This is a genomic window from Aureimonas phyllosphaerae (assembly GCF_900113065.1).
In the GTDB taxonomy this organism is placed as follows: Bacteria; Pseudomonadota; Alphaproteobacteria; order Rhizobiales; family Rhizobiaceae; genus Aureimonas; species Aureimonas phyllosphaerae.
In genome coordinates this window covers 197,201-215,871 of record NZ_FOOA01000006.1, presented here as the reverse complement: position 1 = coordinate 215,871, position 18,671 = coordinate 197,201, and the positions used below count along the sequence as shown (strand labels likewise).

20 protein-coding genes are annotated in these 18,671 nt (G+C 70.0%); 9 read left to right on the top strand and 11 right to left on the bottom strand.

Going from position 1 to position 18,671, the window contains the following annotated elements; translation table 11 throughout:
* Positions 1–423: aminotransferase class III-fold pyridoxal phosphate-dependent enzyme (locus BM175_RS10355; RefSeq protein WP_139224603.1), on the top strand; the 423-nt coding region annotated here is incomplete at its 5' end.
* Positions 420–1,085 carry a nuclear transport factor 2 family protein gene (locus BM175_RS23315; RefSeq protein ID WP_090962752.1) on the top strand — a complete coding sequence of 222 codons (666 nt, stop codon included), beginning with the start codon at positions 420–422 and terminating at the stop codon, positions 1,083–1,085. The genes BM175_RS10355 and BM175_RS23315, both read left to right, overlap by 4 nt.
* 102 nt (positions 1,086–1,187) lie before the next feature.
* Here BM175_RS23315 and BM175_RS10345 read toward each other — a convergent pair whose 3' ends face one another.
* From BM175_RS10345 to BM175_RS10300, 10 genes are all read right to left on the bottom strand, one after another.
* Complete coding sequence (locus tag BM175_RS10345) at positions 1,188–2,381, bottom strand: ABC transporter substrate-binding protein (protein WP_090962751.1); 1,194 nt, start codon at positions 2,379–2,381, stop codon at positions 1,188–1,190.
* 43 nt (positions 2,382–2,424) lie between these two features.
* Positions 2,425–3,513 carry a branched-chain amino acid ABC transporter permease gene (locus BM175_RS10340; RefSeq protein ID WP_090962749.1) on the bottom strand — a complete coding sequence of 363 codons (1,089 nt, stop codon included), beginning with the start codon at positions 3,511–3,513 and terminating at the stop codon, positions 2,425–2,427.
* Positions 3,514–3,517: 4 nt separating this feature from the next.
* Positions 3,518–4,423, bottom strand: coding sequence for a branched-chain amino acid ABC transporter permease (locus tag BM175_RS10335; protein ID WP_090962747.1), 906 nt, complete (start codon positions 4,421–4,423; stop codon positions 3,518–3,520).
* 2 nt (positions 4,424–4,425) lie between these two features.
* Positions 4,426–5,160, bottom strand: a complete 735-nt coding sequence (locus BM175_RS10330) for an ABC transporter ATP-binding protein (RefSeq protein ID WP_090962745.1) — start codon at positions 5,158–5,160, stop codon at positions 4,426–4,428.
* Positions 5,157–5,915 (bottom strand): ABC transporter ATP-binding protein, encoded by a 759-nt coding sequence (locus BM175_RS10325; RefSeq protein ID WP_090962743.1) that lies wholly within the window; start codon positions 5,913–5,915, stop codon positions 5,157–5,159. Before BM175_RS10325 ends, BM175_RS10330 begins: the two co-directional genes overlap by 4 nt.
* A 189-nt stretch (positions 5,916–6,104) precedes the next feature.
* The gene (locus BM175_RS10320) at positions 6,105–7,076 is read right to left on the bottom strand and encodes a 5-oxoprolinase subunit C family protein (RefSeq protein WP_090962741.1); all 972 of its coding nucleotides are present in this window, start codon (positions 7,074–7,076) and stop codon (positions 6,105–6,107) included.
* Positions 7,066–7,941: a 5-oxoprolinase subunit B family protein gene (locus BM175_RS10315; protein ID WP_090962739.1), complete on the bottom strand. Its 876-nt coding sequence runs from the start codon at positions 7,939–7,941 to the stop codon at positions 7,066–7,068. The genes BM175_RS10320 and BM175_RS10315 overlap by 11 nt, the downstream gene beginning before the upstream one ends.
* Before the next feature lie 11 nt (positions 7,942–7,952).
* Positions 7,953–9,317: an acetyl-CoA carboxylase biotin carboxylase subunit gene (locus tag BM175_RS10310; protein WP_090962737.1), complete on the bottom strand. Its 1,365-nt coding sequence runs from the start codon at positions 9,315–9,317 to the stop codon at positions 7,953–7,955.
* Entirely contained in the window at positions 9,317–9,550 is a 234-nt protein-coding gene (locus BM175_RS10305; RefSeq protein ID WP_090962735.1) for an acetyl-CoA carboxylase, read from the bottom strand. Before BM175_RS10305 ends, BM175_RS10310 begins: the two co-directional genes overlap by 1 nt.
* A 45-nt stretch (positions 9,551–9,595) precedes the next feature.
* Positions 9,596–10,318 (bottom strand): LamB/YcsF family protein, encoded by a 723-nt coding sequence (locus tag BM175_RS10300; protein WP_090962733.1) that lies wholly within the window; start codon positions 10,316–10,318, stop codon positions 9,596–9,598.
* Positions 10,319–10,451: 133 nt separating this feature from the next.
* Here BM175_RS10300 and BM175_RS10295 point away from each other — a divergent pair, with 133 nt between their 5' ends.
* Entirely contained in the window at positions 10,452–11,357 is a 906-nt protein-coding gene (locus BM175_RS10295) for a LysR family transcriptional regulator (RefSeq protein WP_090962732.1), read from the top strand.
* A gap of 18 nt (positions 11,358–11,375) precedes the next feature.
* Here the strand turns inward: BM175_RS10295 and BM175_RS10290 are convergent, their stop codons facing one another.
* Entirely contained in the window at positions 11,376–12,134 is a 759-nt protein-coding gene (locus BM175_RS10290) for a Crp/Fnr family transcriptional regulator (protein ID WP_090962730.1), read from the bottom strand.
* A gap of 313 nt (positions 12,135–12,447) precedes the next feature.
* On the opposite strand from BM175_RS10290, the gene BM175_RS10285 reads away from it, so the two are divergent.
* The 6 genes from BM175_RS10285 (at position 12,448) to BM175_RS10260 (ending at position 18,662) form a co-directional block, all read left to right on the top strand.
* Complete coding sequence (locus tag BM175_RS10285; protein WP_090962728.1) at positions 12,448–13,536, top strand: glycosyltransferase family 2 protein; 1,089 nt, start codon at positions 12,448–12,450, stop codon at positions 13,534–13,536.
* Positions 13,526–14,623, top strand: a complete 1,098-nt coding sequence (locus BM175_RS10280) for an acyl-CoA dehydrogenase family protein (protein WP_090962726.1) — start codon at positions 13,526–13,528, stop codon at positions 14,621–14,623. Before BM175_RS10285 ends, BM175_RS10280 begins: the two co-directional genes overlap by 11 nt.
* The gene (locus tag BM175_RS10275; protein WP_175526821.1) at positions 14,620–15,330 is read left to right on the top strand and encodes a PIG-L deacetylase family protein; all 711 of its coding nucleotides are present in this window, start codon (positions 14,620–14,622) and stop codon (positions 15,328–15,330) included. Before BM175_RS10280 ends, BM175_RS10275 begins: the two co-directional genes overlap by 4 nt.
* On the top strand, positions 15,327–15,947 hold the full coding sequence (locus BM175_RS10270) for a class I SAM-dependent methyltransferase (RefSeq protein ID WP_175526820.1): 621 nt from the start codon (positions 15,327–15,329) through the stop codon (positions 15,945–15,947). The genes BM175_RS10275 and BM175_RS10270 overlap by 4 nt, the downstream gene beginning before the upstream one ends.
* 292 nt (positions 15,948–16,239) lie before the next feature.
* A complete protein-coding gene (locus tag BM175_RS10265; protein ID WP_090962722.1) occupies positions 16,240–17,013 on the top strand; it encodes a phosphodiester glycosidase family protein in 774 nt (257 codons plus the stop codon).
* 110 nt (positions 17,014–17,123) lie between these two features.
* On the top strand, positions 17,124–18,662 hold the full coding sequence (locus tag BM175_RS10260) for a cryptochrome/photolyase family protein (RefSeq protein ID WP_090962720.1): 1,539 nt from the start codon (positions 17,124–17,126) through the stop codon (positions 18,660–18,662).
* The last annotated feature ends 9 nt before the right edge of the window (positions 18,663–18,671 follow it).

Here is an 18,671-nt window from a genome sequence, read left to right as displayed (position 1 = left end):
CACGGCTTCACGGCGTCCGGCCATCCGGTCTCGACGGCCGTCGGGCTCGAGAACCTTGCCATCATGGAGGAGCAGGACTGGGCGGGGAACGCGGCGCGGCTGGAGGCGCAGTTCCAGGGGGGCCTTCGCTCGTTCGCCGATCATCCGCTGGTCGGCGAGGCGCGCGGCGACGGGCTGATCGGGGCGCTGGAGCTTGTGGCCGACAAGGCGACGAAGCGTCCCTTCGAGACGGTCGGCGCGGTCGGGCGCATGGCCGCAGTGATCGGCCACGACGAGGGGCTGATCTTCCGCGCCATCGGCGACCAGCTGGCGCTCTGCCCGCCGATGATCGTGACGGCCGACGACGTCGACGAGATCATGACCCGCATGGGACGAACGCTCGCCCGACTGACCGACGCCGCGCACAAGGAGGGGCTCCTGTGAGCCGGGCCAAGGCCGAGCCCGTCGTCCATATCGACGACGGGCGGTTCCGCGTCACGGAATGGCGGTTCCAGCCGGGCGCCGAGACCGGCTGGCACATCCACGGGCACGACTACGTCATCGTCCCCCTCACCGACGGACGCCTCGATCTCGGCCTGCCAGACGGCGGAGTGGCGAGCGCCGAGCTTCGGCAGGGCGTGCCCTATTCCCGGCGCACCGGGGTCGCTCACAACGTCGTCAACGGTGGCGACGGGCCCCTCTCCTTCCTGGAGGTCGAGGCGGTGGACAGCGACCTGTCGGCGCGCCGCCTCGCCGTGCTCGACCGATTCATGGCCGCCTGGAACGCCCATGATGTTGAAGCGCTGATGGCCTGCATGGCGGACGCCTGCGCCTTCCACGGCTCGGCGGGACCGGGACCGGACGGCGCGCGGCATGAGGGCCGCGACGCGGTGCGCGCCGCCTATGCCGCCCTGTTCGCGTCCTTCCCCGATGCCGCTTGGACGCGAGGGGCCCACGCTGTCTCCGGCGACAGGGGGCTTTCGTCCTGGCGCTTCGTCGGAACGTCGGCGGCGGGCGCGCGTGTCGAGGTCGACGGCTGCGACATCTTCCACTTCGACGGCGAGCTGATCTCGCTGAAGGATTCCTATCGCAAGAACCGGACCTGACGGCCGGTCGCAATCGGCGGACGAAAAAGGCCCCGGCCGCATCGCGCGGCCGAGGCCTTTTTTCGGTCGTCGGGGCGCCGTCCGAGGACGGCGCCCTCATCCTTACTTCATGATCGCGTCCATCGGCACAGGCTCGGACAGGGTCCACTTGCCGACGACGCCGGGCTTCCCCTTCTCGACGTCGACCACGAGATAGGTCGCGTTGTTCTGGTGGTGCAGCTCGGAGGTGAAGGTGCGCGGTCCGAAGAGGGTCGGCTCGTCCTTCATCTTCTCGAGTTCGGCCACCACGGCCTCGGCGTCGGTGGAGCCGGCGCGCTCGACGGCCTTCGCCCAGACGTCCACCATCACGTAGCCTGGATAGGCGTACTGGCTGGACGGGTCGGCGCCGGTCTTCTCCTTGAAGGCGGCGTTGAACTTCTTGACGTCCGGGTTCGGGTCGTCGCCGTAGATCGAGCCCTGGACCGGGATGAAGAAGTTCGACAGGTCGGGCACCGCGGGCAGCCAGTAGCTGCCGTCCATGCCCGAGCCGGTCAGGATCATCGAGTTGATGCCGGCCGCCCGGATCTGCTTCACCGCCGAGACGCCGCCCGGCATCATGGTGCAGAGCATGATCGCGTCGGGCTCCTTGGGAAGCGACTTGATGCGCGTGATCTGCGCGGCGATCGAGGCGTCCTCGTTCTTGAACGTGTCCTCGCCGACGAGCTTGGCCCCTTGCGCCTCGAGCTTGGGCATCATCCAGTCGAAGCCGTCGCAGATGCCCTTGTTGTAGACGGTCCAGGTGTCGAGGAGCTTGTAGAAGTCCTTGGCGCCCTTCTCCTTGAAGGCCCATTCCGACATCGCCGCGCCCTGTACCGGGGCGAGCACCGAGGCCGAGAAGGAGAGCGGGCCGACGCCCTGGATGCCGGCCTTGACGGACTCGGCGCACAGGAAGAACGACACCTTGCCGGCGTCCTCGGCGGCGAGCGCGGCGGGCGAGCCGAAGTCGTAGTCGCAGGAAACGACCACGAGGTCGGCGCCGTCGTCGATGACGGTCAGGCCCGCCTTGGCGCCCTCGGCGCGGTCGGATTTGGTGTCGGCCTTCACCACCTCGATCTGCTTGCCGAGGAGGCCACCGGCCTTGTTGATCTCGTCGATGCGGATGAGCGCCGCGTCGGTCGCCGGCTTGTCGTAGGCCTCCATGAAGCCGGACTCGGCCGTGGCGAAGCCGATCTTGATCGTGTCGTCGGCCGCAAAGGCCGGCGCGGTGAGAGCCACCGAGGCCAGGGCGGCTGCGACAAGGTGCTGGGTCTTTGTCATGCACGTCTCCTTTGCTGGACCGTCCGGCGTCATGCCGGCGGGATCAGATGTTGCGGGACTTTCGACGAAGCGTGATCTCGGCCCGACCGAAGAGGCCGGCCGGCCGGAGCGCGAGGATCACGATCATGATGACGCCGAGGGCGATCTCCTGGAGGCCCTTCGGCAGGGCGATCTCGGTGCCGCCGACGGCCACGCCCGCCTCGAACCAGCGCAGGATCTGGATCAGGGCGGAGAGGATGACGGTGCCCAGAACGGCCCCGGTCAGGCTGTTCATGCCGCCGACGACGAGCATCGACAGGGTGATGAAGGTGAGGCCGAGATAGAACGTGTCGGGCGTGACGACGCCGACGGAATGGGCCATCAGCGCGCCGCCCATGCCCATCACCGCGCCCGAGATGGTGAAGGCGACGAGGCGCTCGCGCGGGATGTCGACGCCCGACGCGCTGGCCGCCGTCGGCTCGTCGCGCGCGGCCCGGAGCGCCAGCCCCGAGCGCGAGATCGCATGCGCCCAGGCGACGAAGACCGCGACCACGGCGCCGACGAGATAGGGCCAGAGGGTGCGCACGATCGGAATGCCGACCACCGACGAGGTGCCGCCCGTCACCGAGTCCCAGTTGGCGTAGACCGTGTTGATCATGGCGAGCACCGCGAAGGTCGCGATCGAGGCGGCAATGCCCGACAGGCGCATCAGCACCCGGCCGAAGACGAGGGCCGCGAGGCCGGCGAAGAGCGCGGCGAGCGCGGCCGCCTGCCAGTAGGGCAGGCGCGCGGCGAGGATGAGGTCCGGCAGGCCCGGCAGCGCGCTCGCCTTCATCACCGGGTTGATGGTGAGCCAGGCCGCCATGTAGCCGCCAAGGCACGCGAAGCCGGCATGACCGAATGAGAGGACGCCGGAATTGCCGATGAAGATGTAGAGGCCGACCACGAAGATGACGCGCACGAAGACGTCGATCACCGTCTGGTTGAAGGGCCGCGAGCCGGTCCAGACCGTGACGGCGGCGATCGCGATCAGGATCAGCGACAGGAGGACCGGCGTCAGGATCGTGCGGCCGGCGAGCGCGAAGCGCGCGGGCTTGCGCGCCTCGCCAAGCGGAGCGGCCGTCAGGGGAAGCGAGGCGGAGGGCGTGGTCACGGGATCAGACCCTTTCCTTGGTGCCGCGCGCGGCGATCAGCCCCTGCGGGCGGAACAGAAGCACGAGGATCACGGCGGCGTAGACGAAGGCGTCGCGGAAGGCGCGGGCGTCGAGCGGCAAGGCGACCTGCATGACGACCGAGGCGGCGCCGAGGAGGAAGCCCGCGAGCACGGCGCCGGCCAGGCTCCCGAGACCGCCGATGACGGTGGCGATGAAGGCCATCAGCATGAGCGAGGCGCCCATCTGGATGTCGACGGTGCCGGTCTGCGAGCCGAAGATCAGGCCGATCGCGGCGGCGAGCGCACCCGACAGGGCGAAGGCCCCCATGATCACGCGGTTGGCCTTCACGCCCAGCATGCGGGCCATCGAGAAGTTCTCGGCCGCCGCGCGCATCTCCAGCCCGAAGCGCGTGCGGCGCAGGAAGAGGGTGAGGCCGACGAGGATCGCGAGCGTTGCGAGGATCGTGATGAGCTGGAGGAGCGGCAGGCGTGCGCCGAGGATCTCGACCGGCTGGGACAGGCCCGGCAGCAACGAGATCGACTTCGGCCGGCTCGTGAAGAGCATCAGGAGGAAGTAGCGGATCACGAAGCCGAGCGCGAAGGAGGCGATCATCATCGTGGCGGGGCTGGCGTGCCGGAAGCGCCGGAAGACGACGATCTCGCACAGGACCGAAAGCCCGGCGCCGACGAGGAGCACGAAGGGCACGAGGAGATACCAGGGCAGCTGGCCGGCGAAGACGATCGCCATCGCATCCGTCGAGGGCCAGAGCAGCGCGAAGATCGAGAAGGCGATGACGTCGCCATGGGCGAAGTTGACGAGGCGCATGACGCCGAAGATCAGCGCGATGCCGAGCGCGCCAAGGGCGTAGAGGGAGCCGAGCGAGAGCGCGTCGAAGACGACCTGCAGCATGATCAGTGCTCCTCGTAGCCGAAATAGGCGGCCTTGATGGCCTCGCTGTCCCCGAGCTCGCGCGCGTCGCCGTCGAGAAGGACGCGCCCGCCGCGCATCAGGATCATCCGCCCGCCGACCATCACCGCGCGGGTGGAGCTCTGCTCGACGACGAGAAGCGTCAGGGACCGCTCGCGCTGCAACGCGATCAGCCGCTCGTAGACCTGGTCGGTGATGTTGGGCGCGAGCCCGAGCGAGGGCTCGTCGATGGCGATGAGCTTCGGGCCCGTCATCAGGGCGCGGCCGATGACCAGCATCTGCTGCTGGCCGCCGGACAGGAGGCCGGCCTGCTGGTGGCGGCGCTCCTTCAGGATCGGGAACGTCGCGTAGACCGCCTCGAGCTCGGCCGCCGCCCGCGCCTTGGCGCCGGGGTCCCTGGCGCGCATGCCGGTGCCGACCATGAGGTTCTCCTCGATGGTGAGCGAGCCGAACACCTCGCGCCCTTCCGGCACCATGGAGACGCCGAGGCGCGCGATGCCTTCCGGCTTCTCGGCGGTGATGTCGGTGCCGGCGAGCCGGATCGTGCCCTCGGCGGGCCGGGTGACGCCCGCGATCGCCCGCATCAGCGAGGACTTGCCGGCGCCGTTCGGGCCGGTGACGAAGAGGATCTCGCCTTCGTCGAGCGAGAAGGACACCTCGCGCACGGCGGTGAGGCGTCCGTAGCGGATGGTGATGCCGGAGAGTTCGAGAAGGCTCACGGGGCGATCTCCAGCGCTTCGACGGGAACCGGGGCATCGGCGGCGGTGCCCATGTAGGCGTGGCGCACCTTTTCGCTCGCGCGGATGGCGGCGGGCGGCCCCTCCTCGATCACGGCGCCCGAATCCAGCACCACGATGTGCTCGCACAGGCCGAGAACCAGCCCGACATTGTGCTCGATGAGAAGGACGCCACAGCCGAGATCGGCGGCAATGCGCCGGATCAGCGCCGAGAGCTCGGATGCTTCCGGCCCGCTCATGCCCGCCGCCGGCTCGTCGAGAAGGACGAAGGCCGGACGGCCCATCAGCGCCCGCCCGATCGCGACCCGCCGCTCGTCGGTATAGGGGAGCGTGCCGGCGATGCGGGAGCCGAGATCGGCGATGCCCATCCAGCGCAGCATCGCCTCGGCCTCGGCGACCGCCTGCCGGCGCGACAGGCCGAGCCCGACGCCGGTCACCTCGAGATTGTCAATCACGGGCAGATCGCGGAACAGCCGCCCGCCCTGGAAGGTGCGCGCGATGCCGCGGCGGCGGACCTGAAAGGGCTTGAGGCCGGAGAGGCTGGCGCCGTCGAGTTGCACGGCGCCGCCGGTCGGCGCCTGGAAGCCGGTCAGGACGTTGACGAGCGTCGTCTTGCCGGCGCCGTTCGGCCCGATCAGGCCGGTGATGCGCCCCGGCACGATCTCGAGATCCACCGCCGACAGGGCCTTCAGCCCGGCAAAGGCGACGGAGACGGAGTCCGCCCTCAAGCTTCGCATGCGCCATTCCCTTTCTATCGCGATGGAAGGGCGCGACGTCCGGCCGGATGGCCGGACCGTCGGCAATTCGCCAAGGCCCCCTTCGAACCGGCCAAGCGGGCCGGTCACTGCGGACGCCCGGCCGCGGCCGGACATCCCTCGTGGAGCTCCCCGCGCCGGCCCCCACCGGCGCGCCTGATCGGCAGGCGCTCAGCCCGCGACGTGATCCCGGGCGCGCTGAAGCGCCGTCCTGGCGTCGGCCCGCGCCGCCAGCGCCTCGTCCATCGTCACCGGCTGGAACCGGGCGGGCGTATGCGGCTGGAGCTGCGCGATCAGGTCCATGTCGGCCGAGATCACGACGCCGAGCATCATGTAGCCGCCGCCCGAGACCGCATCGCGGTGGAGCACGATCGGCTCGGTGCCGCTCGGCACCTGGACGGAGCCGTAGGGATAGCAGGCGTCCACGATGTTGGAGGGGTCGGAGCCCGCGCCGAACGGCTGCTCGCGCTCCACGAATTCCAGCGGCGCCCCGCCCCGGAAGCGGTAGCCGATGCGATCGGCTTCCGGCGCGACCTTCCAGGTGTCCTCGAAGAAGCGCTTGCCCGCGGCGTCCGTGATGCGGTGCCAGTAGATGCCGGGCAGCATGCGCAGCTCCGCCGGATTGGCGGGGGCGCGCCGAAGATGCGCCGGCAGGCTGCGTCCGGTGGTGTTCGCCCCCTGCCCGACCGGCAGGACGTCGCCGGCCTTGATTGCCCGCCCCTCGAGCCCGCCGAGCGCGCCGAGCACGTAGGTCGTGCGCGAGCCGAGCACGACCGGCACGTCGATGCCGCCGGAAATCGCGATATAGGCGCGCGCGCCCCCTTTCAGGAACCCGAAGGACAGGCGGTCGCCCGCCTTCACGGGGAAGCTTTCCCAGGTCGGGCGCTCCTCGCCGTTGACCTTAGGCGGCAGCTCGCCGCCGGTGACGGCGACCGAGGCGTCCTCGGTGAACTCGAGCTCGGGCCCCATGAAGGTGGCCTCGAGCAGCGCCGCGTTGGCGTCGTTGCCGACGAGGAGATTGGCGATCACCGTCGCGAAGCGGTCCATGCCGCCGCCTTCCGGGATGCCGAGATGGTAGTAGCCGGGGCGGCCGAGGTCCTGAACGGTGGTGGCGAGACCCGGCGCAATGACGTTAACGCCCATCGAGAAGCTCCATCAGCTTGGCGTTTGTGCCCGCGATGTCGCGGTTGAACTCGGCGAGGTTGAAGGTGCAGGGGCGGATCGTCGGCGCGAAGGTGTTGGCCTCGATCGCCTCCAGCGTCGCGTCGTATTCGGCCCGGTCGATCGCCTTGAACTTCACGATGTCGCCCGGCTTGAAGAGGCACATCTCGTCGCGGAGATAATTCACCTGCCGCGTCGGGTCGTAGATCGGCGCCGGCGTCACGCCGTACATCTGGTAGCCGCCTGCCCCGCGCACCGAGTAGATGGCGGCAAAGCACCCGCCGTGGCCGATGGTGAGCTTGGGCGTATCGGTGCGGGGCCGCAGGTATTTCGGCGCCTCGATCTGCCGTTGGCGTTCGACCATCTGGTAGAGCCAGGGCAGGCCCGCGACGAACCCGACCATGGAGACGAACCAGGGCTGGCCGGAATAGGCCGCGATGAACTCCTCGACGGTGGCGTAGCCGTTTATGCGCGCGGAATATTCGAGGTCGGTCGAGGACGGGTCCTGGTGCCGCTCGCGGAACCGCTGGCCGGTCTCGTGCGTCCAGGGGTCCTGGAAATAGACCGGCAGCTCGATGATGCGCGTCTCCAGCGTCTCGTCGGACTGGGCGGCCGCCGCCTCGAAGGACTGCAGCTCCTTCAGGAGGTCCTGCGGGCTGATCTTGTCGGGATCGAAGCGGATCTGGAAGCTGGCATTGGCCGGGCAGATCTCGGTGACGCCGGGAATGTTGGCGTCGCGCACGGCCTTGGTCATCGACAGGCCGGTGAAGAAGGAAGCGAGCGACATCTCTTCGGAGACTTCCCCGAAGATGTGTTCGTCGCCGCCGAAGCTGAAGCGTATCGACATCGATCCTCCCGTCAGGCGCCGAGCGCCGCCGCATTGTCGGTGAGCCAGCCTTCCAGCCAGCGGGTGTGCACGTCCCCGGCCCGGACGGCCGGATCGGCGGCGAGCGCCAGGAACAGGGGCTTGGTGGTCTTCAGGCCGCCGATCTCGGTCTCGCGGAGCGCCCGGACCAGCCGGTCGATCGCCGCCTCGCGCGTTTCGCCGTGGACGATAAGCTTGGCGAGAAGCGAGTCGTAGAAGGGCGGCACCCCGTAGCCGGGGTAGAGCATCGAATCGAAGCGCACGCCGGGCCCGCCGGGAATACGAAGCGTTTCGACGGTTCCGGGGAACGGCGCGAAGTCGCGCGCGGGGTCCTCGGCGTTGAGGCGCACCTCGATCGCGTGGCCCTTCACCGCGACGTCCGCCTGCTTCAGCCGCAGCGGTTCGCCGCCCGCGATCCGCAGCATCTCGGCCACGAGGTCGATGCCGGTGATCGCTTCCGTCACCGGATGCTCCACCTGGATGCGGGTGTTCATCTCGATGAAGTAGAAGCGGTCGGCCGCGTCGTCGTAGAGATACTCGACCGTTCCGGCGCCGGAATAGTTGACGGCCTTTGCGAGCGCGACGGCCGAGGCGCAGAGCTCCTCGCGCAGCGCGGGCGATAAGGCGCGCGAGGGCGCCTCCTCCCAGACCTTCTGGCGGCGGCGCTGCAGCGAGCATTCCCGCTCGAAGCAGTGGATCGCATCCCGGCCGTCGGCCAGCACCTGCACCTCGATATGCCGGGCGCGGCCGATCACCTTTTCCATGTAGAGGCCGCCATCGCCGAAGGCGGCGAGCGCCTCGGCCTCGGCCTGCGGAAACGCCTGGTCGAACTCGGCCTGGCTATTGGCGATGCGGATGCCGCGTCCGCCGCCGCCTGCCGCCGCCTTGATCATTACAGGGAAGCCGGTCTCGGCCAGAACCTCGCGCGCCGCCTCGATCCCCTCGACACGGCCCTTGGAGCCCGGCACCACCGGAACGCCCGCCCTCGCGGCGGCCTCCCGCGCGGATACCTTGTCGCCCATCAGGCGGATCGCATCCCCGGACGGCCCGACGAAGACGAGGCCCGCGGCCGTCACCGCGTCGGAGAACTCGGCGTTCTCGGCCAGGAAGCCATAGCCCGGATGAACGCTGTCGCAGCCGGTGTCCGCCGCCGCCTTCAGGAGCGCCGGAATGCTGAGATAGGACTTCTTGGGCGCCGGCGGCCCGATCGCGACGGCCTCGTCGGCAAGCTGCACATGAAGCGCGTCTGCGTCGGCCGCCGAGTGGACGGCGACTGTCGCGATGCCGAGATCCTTCGCGGCCCGGATGATGCGCACCGCGATCTCCCCGCGGTTGGCGACGAGGAGCTTGCCGATCATCAGTCGAGGTCCGCGAGCGGCGCGCCGGCCATCACCGGCTCCTCGTTGTCGGCGACGAAGCGCACGTTCTCGCCGGCGACCTCCGAGCGCACCTCGTGGAACGACTTCATGACCTCGACGAGGCCGATGACGTCGCCGACCGCCACCGCGTCGCCGTCGGCCTTGTAGGGCGGCTTGTCGGGCGAGGCGCTGCGATAGAACGTGCCGGGAAGCGGCGAGAGGATCTGCGGCATGTCAGGAACTCCGGGGAACGGGGCTTCGGGCGAAGGCTTGCAAGTTCAATGCCAGGAGGCGATCGCGGCGCGGACGGCGCGCGCGATGTCGACGGCGTTGGGCGTGTCGGAATGGACGCAGATCGTCTCGGCCTTGGCGGGGAAGCGGCTGCCGTCGCTGGCGGTGCCCTCTTCGTCGCGCAGCGCGCGCAGGCAGTACTCGGCCATCAGCGCCGGGTCCTTGGCGTCGTGCTCGCGCGTCACGATCAGCTTGCCGCCGGGCGCGTAGTCGAGGTCGGCGTAGAATTCGTGCACGAAGGGAATGCCGCGCGCCTGGTAGACGGTCTCGTGCAGGGTGCCGGTCATGCCGAAGAGCGGCACCCCGAACACCGCCGCCGCGTCGCAGATGCCGTGCGCGACCTCCTCCTGCCGGGCGGCCATGCCGTAGAGGCTGCCGTGCGGCTTGATGTGGTTCAGCACCATGCCCTCGGCGTCGAGGAAGCCCTTCAGCGCGCCGGTCTGGTAGATCACGAGATTGGCGACCTCATCACGGCTGAGCTTCATCTCGCGCCGGCCGAAGCCCGCGAGATCGGGTAGCGAGGGATGGGCGCCGACCTTCACGCCGTTTTCCTTGGCGCGGCGCACGGTCTTGCGCATATGGTCGGGGTCCGAGGCGTGGAACCCGCAGGCGACGTTGGCGACGTCGATCAGCGGCATCAGCCCGGCGTCGTCGCCGAGGACGTAGAGGCCGAAGCCCTCGCCCATGTCGCAGTTGAGTGTGACCCCCATCGTCTCCCCCGCCTTCGCAACTGCCAAAATTTTGGCGTTGCAATTTTTTTGCGCAACTTCGGTTTGTTGTGAAATAGTCATTTTTTGAAAGTGATATCGAAAAATCAGATACGGCAGGCGGGCAAGGGGTTCGATGACGATCACGCTACGACAGCTCGACTATTTCATCGCCACCGCCGACAGCGGGCAGGTCAGCCATGCGGCGGTCGAGCTCAACATCTCGCAGTCGGCGGTGACGGCCGCGGTGAAGTCGCTGGAGATCGAGCTCGGCGTGAAGCTCTTCGAGCGCACCCATTCGGGCGTGCGGCTGACGATGGAGGGCACGCGCTTCCTGGAGCGGGCGCGCGCCATCACCGGCGCCGTCGCGGCCGCGATCCAGAGCCCGCTTCGCGACCGCGAGGGTCAGGCCGGCACGCTTCGCCTCGGCATGACCTACACGGTGGTCGGCTATTTCATGTCCCGCTACTACGCCCGCTTCCGCAAGCTCCACCCGCAGATCGAAGTCGAGGTGGCCGAACTGCCGCGCGACGCGCTGGAGAAGGGCGTCGTCGACGGCGACGTCGACATGGCGGTGATGCTGGTCTCGAACCTCGAGCGCAGCGGCGAGATCGAATGCGAGACCCTGGTGCGCTCGCGCCGCCGCCTCTGGCTCCCGGCCGACCACCACCTCCTGACGCGGGCCGCGATCACCCTGTCCGACGTCGCCGCCGAAAACTACGTGATGCTGACCGTGGACGAGGCCAAGACCACCGCCGTCCGCTACTGGGACGCCGCCGGCCTCCAGCCGCGACCCGTCCTGACCACCGCCTCCGTCGAGGCGGTGCGCTCGCTGGTGGCGTCGGGCATGGGCGTCACCATCCTGTCCGACATGGTCTACCGGCCGTGGTCGCTGGAGGGCCAGCGCATCGAGGTGCGCTCGCTGGTGGAGCCGATACCCAGCATGGACGTCGGCCTTGCCTGGGCCCGCGCGCGCGAAATCCCGCCGCAGGCGGCCGTGTTTCGCGCCTTCATGTCGGTGACGATGGGCGGCGGCGGTTGACGGCGCCGATCCCGACGATCAGCCGGTCGCGGCCAACGAGGCGTCCTTCTCCTCAAGGTGCAGGAACGCACCGTCGAACTGGCCGAGACGCGACAGCGAATTCCAGTTCAGGACGTCGACGTGCCCCTTTTCCATGCGGATGAGTTCGCGCGCGCGCAGCGCCTGCATCGCCTTGTTGATGCTGACGAGGGTCAGCCCGAGGACGTCGCCGATCAGCTGCTGCGACAGGGCGAGATCGAAGCCGCCGTCGTCGGCCAGCCCCACCGCCTTGTGCCGCAGATACATCTCGCACAGGAAGTGGGCGAGGCGCGCCTCGGCTTCCAGCTGGCCGTTGCGGAAGATTGCGGCACGATGAAGCGCCGCGTCGATCAGGCTCTCGCGCCACAGGGACGAGGCGAGCAGCGGCGAGGCATCGCAGACGCGGCGAAGCTCGGCATGCGGCACGAAGGCGATGCGCGAGGGCACCACCGTCTCAAGGTCGTGGTCCATGTGCGGCACCTGCAGGCTCTGCAGGTCGGGCATGTCGCCGGGCACGTGGATCGACAGGATCTGCCGCTGGCCCTCGACCGTATAGCGAGCGCGCGCCAGAAGCCCCTGCAGGATGAGGCACGAGTGCTTCGGCTTGTCCCCCTCGCGCACGAAGCTGCGGCGGGCCGGCATGTCCTCGACGCGCCAGGGGAGGCTGGCGAGAAGCTCGCGCTCCGCCACACCGAACGGCTTGTGGGCGCCGAGGCGCAACTGCAGGAGGCGCAGGGCATCGTCGTTTGCGAGGATCATCTCCGGCTCCTCACGAAATGATCGGGCTCGGGCCTGTATGTAGCCGACTGCGGAGGCTTGCGACAGCGCTGTTTCGACTGCGGCGAACACGAGATCGCAGCTCCGCTTCCCGCCACGGCGCGCTCGTCTTCTGTGACGCCACCCGGTGGCGAAACAGCCCCGGACGCGAGGTCGATAGCCGCACAGATCTTAGGGGCGACGGGAAACATTGGCCCATCTACGCACCCAAAACCTCTGTCCCGACCCAAAGCTAACGCCACCTCAAGGATAAGGATCCGCGCCCCATCGCGGCCGATGGAAGGAGCGTTGCCGGATGACGGATCTCCCTGCCGCCGTTTCCTGGCAACCCGTGGTCGCCGTTCCCGTGCGCAACGAGGCGCGGCGGATCGCGGCGCTGCTTCGCGCCCTGGACGGCCAGTCGTGGGCCCGGACCGCCGGCACCGTGCCCGTGGTCCTCGTCCTCAACAACTGCACGGACGGCACGCGGGCCGTCTGCGAGAAGACCCTGTCCGCTCTCGGGCGTTTGCGAGCCGAGGTGATCGACGTCGACCTGCCCACTGCAAGCGCCCATGTCGGCACGGCGCGGCGTATGGCGATGGACCGCGCCGCCGACCTCTGTGCGCCGGGCAGCGGCATCGTCCTGACGACGGATGCCGACGCCGTGCCCGACCAAGACTGGATCGCGGCCAGCGTGCGCGCGTTCGCCCGCGGCGCGGACCTCGTCGGCGGCAAGCTGACGGGCAACCGCGAGGAGGAGGATCGCCTCGGTCCCGCCTTCAACGCGCGGGCGGGCGCGGCGGCAGCCTATGCCACGCATTGCGATCGCCTCGCGGCGCTGATCGACCCGCTCGAACACGATCCGTGGCCCCGCCACGCCGACCATACGGGGGGAAGCCTGGCCATCCGCGCCGATCTCTACCGCGCCCTCGGCGGCCTGCCGCCCCTGCCGCGGCGCGAGGACCTTGCCCTCGTCAATCTGGCCCGCGCCGCCGGAGCGAAGCTCGTGCACCCGCTCGACGTGCGCGTCGAGGTATCAGCACGCCTTATCGGTCGGGCGCAAGGGGGCATGGCCGACTGTCTCAAAGCCTGGATGCGTGCCGAGAGCGAGGGGCGTCCCCACCTCGTGGAGGCGCCGGCGCGGGTCGAGCGCCGCCTGACGCGACGCCGGGCGGTCCGCGATCTCGCCGCCCTCGCCGCGCCCGCGCGCGATGCGGCTGCCCGCGCGCTCGGCCTCGACCCGCAGGCATTCAACGAAGCACCCCGCGATCACGCGGGGGCCTGGGCTGTGGAGCGCTTCGCGCCCGACGAACCGGACGCCGAGGCGCTTGTGCCCGTCGGCGAGGCAATCGCGACGATCCTCGGCATGATCGCCGTTCGCGAGGGAGCGATGCGTGCGGCCTGACCGCTTCGAGGCCGGCGAGACCGGCGACGACCTCCCCCGCGCCATCGCGGCGGACGCGGCCCTGCGCGACCGCGACGGCGCGTTTCCCGAGCGCGCCTTCGAGGCCCTGCGCCGCGCGGGCCTCGTCGCCGAACCGCCGCTGGGGGATGGGGAGATCGGCACGCTCCTGCGCGTGCTGGCGACGGTCGGCCGCGCGGACCTGCCGGTCGGGCGGATCTTCGAAGGCCACGTCAACGCCCTCGCACTGATGCGCCGGCACGGCACACCGGCCCAGCGCGCGCGTTTCGATGCGCTGGCGCGCGACGGCGGCCTCTATGGCGTCTGGAACACCGACAAGCCGGACGACCCGCTGCGGCTCGATGGCGGGCGGCTGTGGGGCGCCAAGACCTATGCCTCAGGCGTCGACGGCCTGTCGCATGCGATCGTCACGGTCAGCGAGCCTCAGGGACGGGTGATGATCGCCGTGCCGCTCGCCGGGCTCCCGGTCGACCGGTCCTGGTGGCAACCGATGGGCATGCGCGCGTCGGGGAGCCACGTGGTCGATTTCACCGGGCTCGAGGTCACGCCCGACATGATCCTCGGCGTTCCCGACGCCTATCTCGAAGCGCCGTGGTTCTTTGCCGGCGCGATCCGTTTCGTGGCGGTGCAGGTCGGGGGCATGCACGCCGTCTTCGATGCCGCGGTCGCCCATCTCCGGGCAAGCGGCCGGATCGGCGATCCCTACCAGGCGCAACGCGTGGCCCGGATGGGCGCGGCGGTGGAAGGCGGCTACGGCTGGCTCGACCGGACCGCCGCCGAATGGGCCGCGGTGGCCGCCGGCAGGGCCCCGCCCGAGCCCCTCGTCGCCACCGCCAACGCCGCGCGCGGCGCGGTCGAGGCGGCGGCGCTCGGCGTGCTCGAAGAGGCCGAGCGTGGGGTCGGCGCCGCCGGCCTGATCGCGCCCCATCCGCTGGAGCGCCTCATGCGCGACCTTCGCACCTATCTCCGCCAGCCCAATCCCGACGGCGCGCTGGCCGGCCTCGGTGCGGCGATCGCCGACGGCCGCTGGGAGCCCGGCCGGCGTTTCGATGCCGGGCCATGCCGATGACCGAGGTTCTCGCCCCCCACGCGCTCGACGCCCGGCGCGTCATCGTGGTGGCGCCCCATCCCGACGACGAGGCGCTCGGCTGCGGCGGCCTCGTCTGGCACCTCGCGCGCCTCCGCCGCCGCGTCCACGTCCTGTTCGTGACCGACGGCGGCGCCTCGCACCTCCACTCGCCGACCTGGCCGCGCGCGAGACTGGCCGCGACGCGGGAGGCGGAGGCGGAAGCCGCCCTTCGCGAACTCGGCCTCGACGCGGCCGCGCGCACGTTCCTGCGCCTGCCCGACGCGGACATGCCCCTGCCGGGATCGCCCGGCGACGCGGCGGCGCTTCGGGGCGTCACGGCTCTCATGCGGGAGGTCGCGCCCGACCTCGTGCTCCTGCCCTGGCGGCGCGACCCGCATCGCGACCACCGCGACGCCTGGAGCCTCGTGACCCGCGCGCTGAGCGAGGCCGGGATGGCGCCCGCAACGCTGGAATACGCGATCTGGCTCGACGAGATCGGCGCGGCGGACGACCATCCCCGCCCCGGCGAGATGGAGCGCGTCGGCTTCGCGATCGGGGATGCGCTGCCGGCCAAGCGACGGGCCGTGGCCGCGCATCGCAGCCAGTGCGGCGCACTCATCCACGACGATCCGACAGCCTTCAGCCTGACGGAGGCGACCATCGAGCGCCTGACCGGCCCCGTGGAATTCTACTGGCGCCCGCTGTGACCAAGGCGATCGACCTTGCCGGCTTCGAGGCGAAATTCCGCGCCCTCGGCGATCCGTGGGACTACCGGACCTCGCACTTCGAGGCGGTGAAGCGCGCCGTGCTCATCCGCGCCTGTGGGGCGGGCAAGCTCGGGCGCGGCCTCGAAATCGCCTGCGCGATCGGCGAGACCTCGCGGGCGCTCGCCTCGCGGTGCCTGACGCTGGTCGCCACCGACGGCGCGCCGACGGCGCTCGCGACCGCGCAAGCCCTGACACCCCCCAACCTGCGGATCGACTACCGCCAAGCCGTCCTGCCGGCGGGCGTGCCGCCGGGTCCGTTCGATCTCATCGTGGTGTCGGAGATCGCCTACTATCTCTCGTCCCGCGATCTCGACCGGCTGGCGGAACGCCTCGCCGGCACCCTGGCGCCGGGCGGCCGGATCGTGGTGCTACACCACGTCGTCGCCTTCGACGACACCGCGCAGCCGCCGGCGCTTGCGCAAGACCGGCTGTGCCGCCGGCTGGCGGCGCGCCTGACGGGCGTTCACGCTCGCCGCCACGGGCGATACGCGGTCGCGGTCTTCCGCCGACCGCGCGCCGGATCTCGGGGAACCGGCCTTCGCAGGCCCGCCGGCTGATCAGGGCGGGTTGGACAATCCGTCCAGCTTACAGACCGCCGGGCGCGTGCTTTGAGGACGCCGCGGACGCCCGGCAGCATCCGGCCCGCTTCTTCGGAGACCTCCCATGACCAAAGCCCCGAACCTTCCCTTCATCCTCCTCGTCGCCGGCATTCTCGTTTTCGGCGCGGCCGTTCCCGCGACGGTACTCCTGGGGCTCTGACGCGGGCCGGAGGGAACGCCTGCGATCCATGTTGCCCCGCCTGATGGCATCGGGCATGGATCGGCTCCAGACGCAGGCGGGAGTTCGGACATGCTGAGACGAGTGGCGGCGATCGGCCTCGTGTGCCAGGCGCTCTGGCTCCAGCCCGCAACGGCCGAGGAGGCCGGGGGTCCCTGCGCCCCCGACGCGTTCGAGGACACACGCTATCTCGTCTGCACGGTGGACCCGGCCGCATCCGACCTTCGCCTGTTCTGGCGCGGCGCGGACGAGGCACCGTTCCGCCGCTTCGAGCGTGTCGCGCAATCGCTGGAGGCCGAAGGGCACCGGCTCGTCTTTGCCGTCAATGCCGGCATGTACGACACGGACTTCTCGCCGATCGGCCTCTATGTCGAGAACGGACGCGAACTCCGACCGCTCGACCGGACGGTGATGACCGGCTCGCCCGGCAGCATCCCGAACTTCTACAAGCAGCCGAACGGCGTCTTCTTCCTCGGTGAGGCGGATGCGGGCATCCTTTCGAGCGACGCCTTCGAGACGCAGCGCCCCGCGGTTCGCTTCGCCACCCAGTCCGGCCCGATGCTGGTGATCGGCGGGGCGCTGCACCCGGCCCTCATTCCGGGCTCCAGCGATCGCACGCGGCGCAGCGGCGTCGGCGTGTGCGAGAACGGTACGGTCCGCGTCGCGATCAGCGAGGGCCGCGTCAACTTCCACGACTTCGCGCGGCTGTTCCGCGACCATCTCGGCTGCCCCGACGCCCTGTTCCTCGACGGCGGCAACGGCACGGGGCTTTACGATCCCGCGCAGGGGCGCGACGACACGTCGTGGCACGGGGGCTACGGGCCGATGCTCGGGCTGGTGCGCTGACCAGGGAGCACTCCGTCCTTCGTGCGGCCTTGCGGCGCGGACGGCTTGAAGGGGGCGCCGCTGCGGTCATCTAGCGGTGACCGCCGCCGTCCGAGGATCCCGCCGCCCCGATGACCATGATCCGCTTCGTTCTCGGCGACCAGCTGTCGCGCAACCTGTCGAGCCTGTCGGACTTGGCAGAAGGCGACATCGTGCTGATGGCGGAGGTCGACGACGAGGCGACCTATGTGCGCCATCACCAGCGCAAGATCGCCTTCCTGTTCGCCGCCATGCGCCACTTCGCGGCCGAACTGGAAGCGGACGGCGTCCACGTCGACTACCTCCGCCTCGACGGCAAGCGGAAGGCCGCGAGCTTCGGCGAGGCGCTGGGCGATGCCATCGCCCGCCACAAGGCGAGCCGCGTCGTCGTCACCGAGCCCGGCGAATGGCGCGTCCTCGAGATGATGAAGGGATGGGAGGCCGCGTTCGGCGTCCCCGTCGAAATCCGCCCCGACGACCGCTTCCTGTGCTCGCACGAGGCGTTCGAAGCCTTCGCTGGGGACCGGTCGTCGCTCCTGATGGAGGCGTTCTATCGCGGCATGCGCGAGCGCACCGGCTACCTGATGGGCGCGAACGGCAAGCCGGAGGGCGGCCGCTGGAACTTCGACGCCGAGAACCGCAAGCCGCTGCCCAAACGCATCATCGTTCCCCGGCGGCCGCATTTCGAGCCGGACGAGACGACTCAAGGGGTGCTGGCGCTGGTCGCGCGCCGCTTCGGCAACCATTTCGGCTCACTCGCCGACTTCGACTACCCGGTGACGCGAAGCGAGGCGAAGCGCTACCTCGCGTGGTTCGCCGACAAGGCGCTGCCGGACTTCGGCGCCTACGAGGACGCGATGCGCCAGGGCGAGCCGCTTCTCTTCCATTCCCACCTGTCGGCGCTGATCAACTGCGGCCTTCTCGATCCGCGGGAATGCTGCGAGGCAGCGGAGGCCGCGTATCGCGCGGGCACGGTGCCGCTGAATGCAGCGGAGGGCTTCATCCGCCAGATCATCGGCTGGCGCGAGTTCGTGCGCGGCGTCTACTGGCGCGAGATGCCGGGCTACGGGGCGCGCAATGCGCTCGAGGCCGCGCGCCCGCTGCCGGACTTCTTCTGGACCGCCGACACGGACATGAACTGCCTGAAGCAGTCGATCGGCGAGACCGCGGCCAACGCCTATGCCCACCACATCCAGCGCCTGATGGTGATCGGCAACTTCTGCCTCCTCGCCGGGCTCGACCCGGTGGAGGTGCAGGAGTGGTATCTCGTCGTCTATCACGACGCCTACGAATGGGTGGAGATGCCGAACGTCGTCGGCATGATCCTCTATGCCGACGACGGCGTGTTCGCGACGAAGCCCTATGCGGCGTCGGGCAACTACATCAACAAGATGTCGAACTACTGCGGCCATTGCCGCTACGACGTGAAGCAGCGCATCGGCGAGGACGCCTGCCCGTTCAACTACCTCTACTGGGACTTCATCGCCCGCCACCGCGAGCGTTTCGAGGACAATCCGCGCATGAGCCGGACGGTCTACACGCTCGGGCATATGGACGAGGCGAAGGTCGAGGCGATGCGCGGTGACGCCGCCCGCTTCCTCGACGCGCTCCAGCCCTATCGCGGGGACTGATCGCGGCGC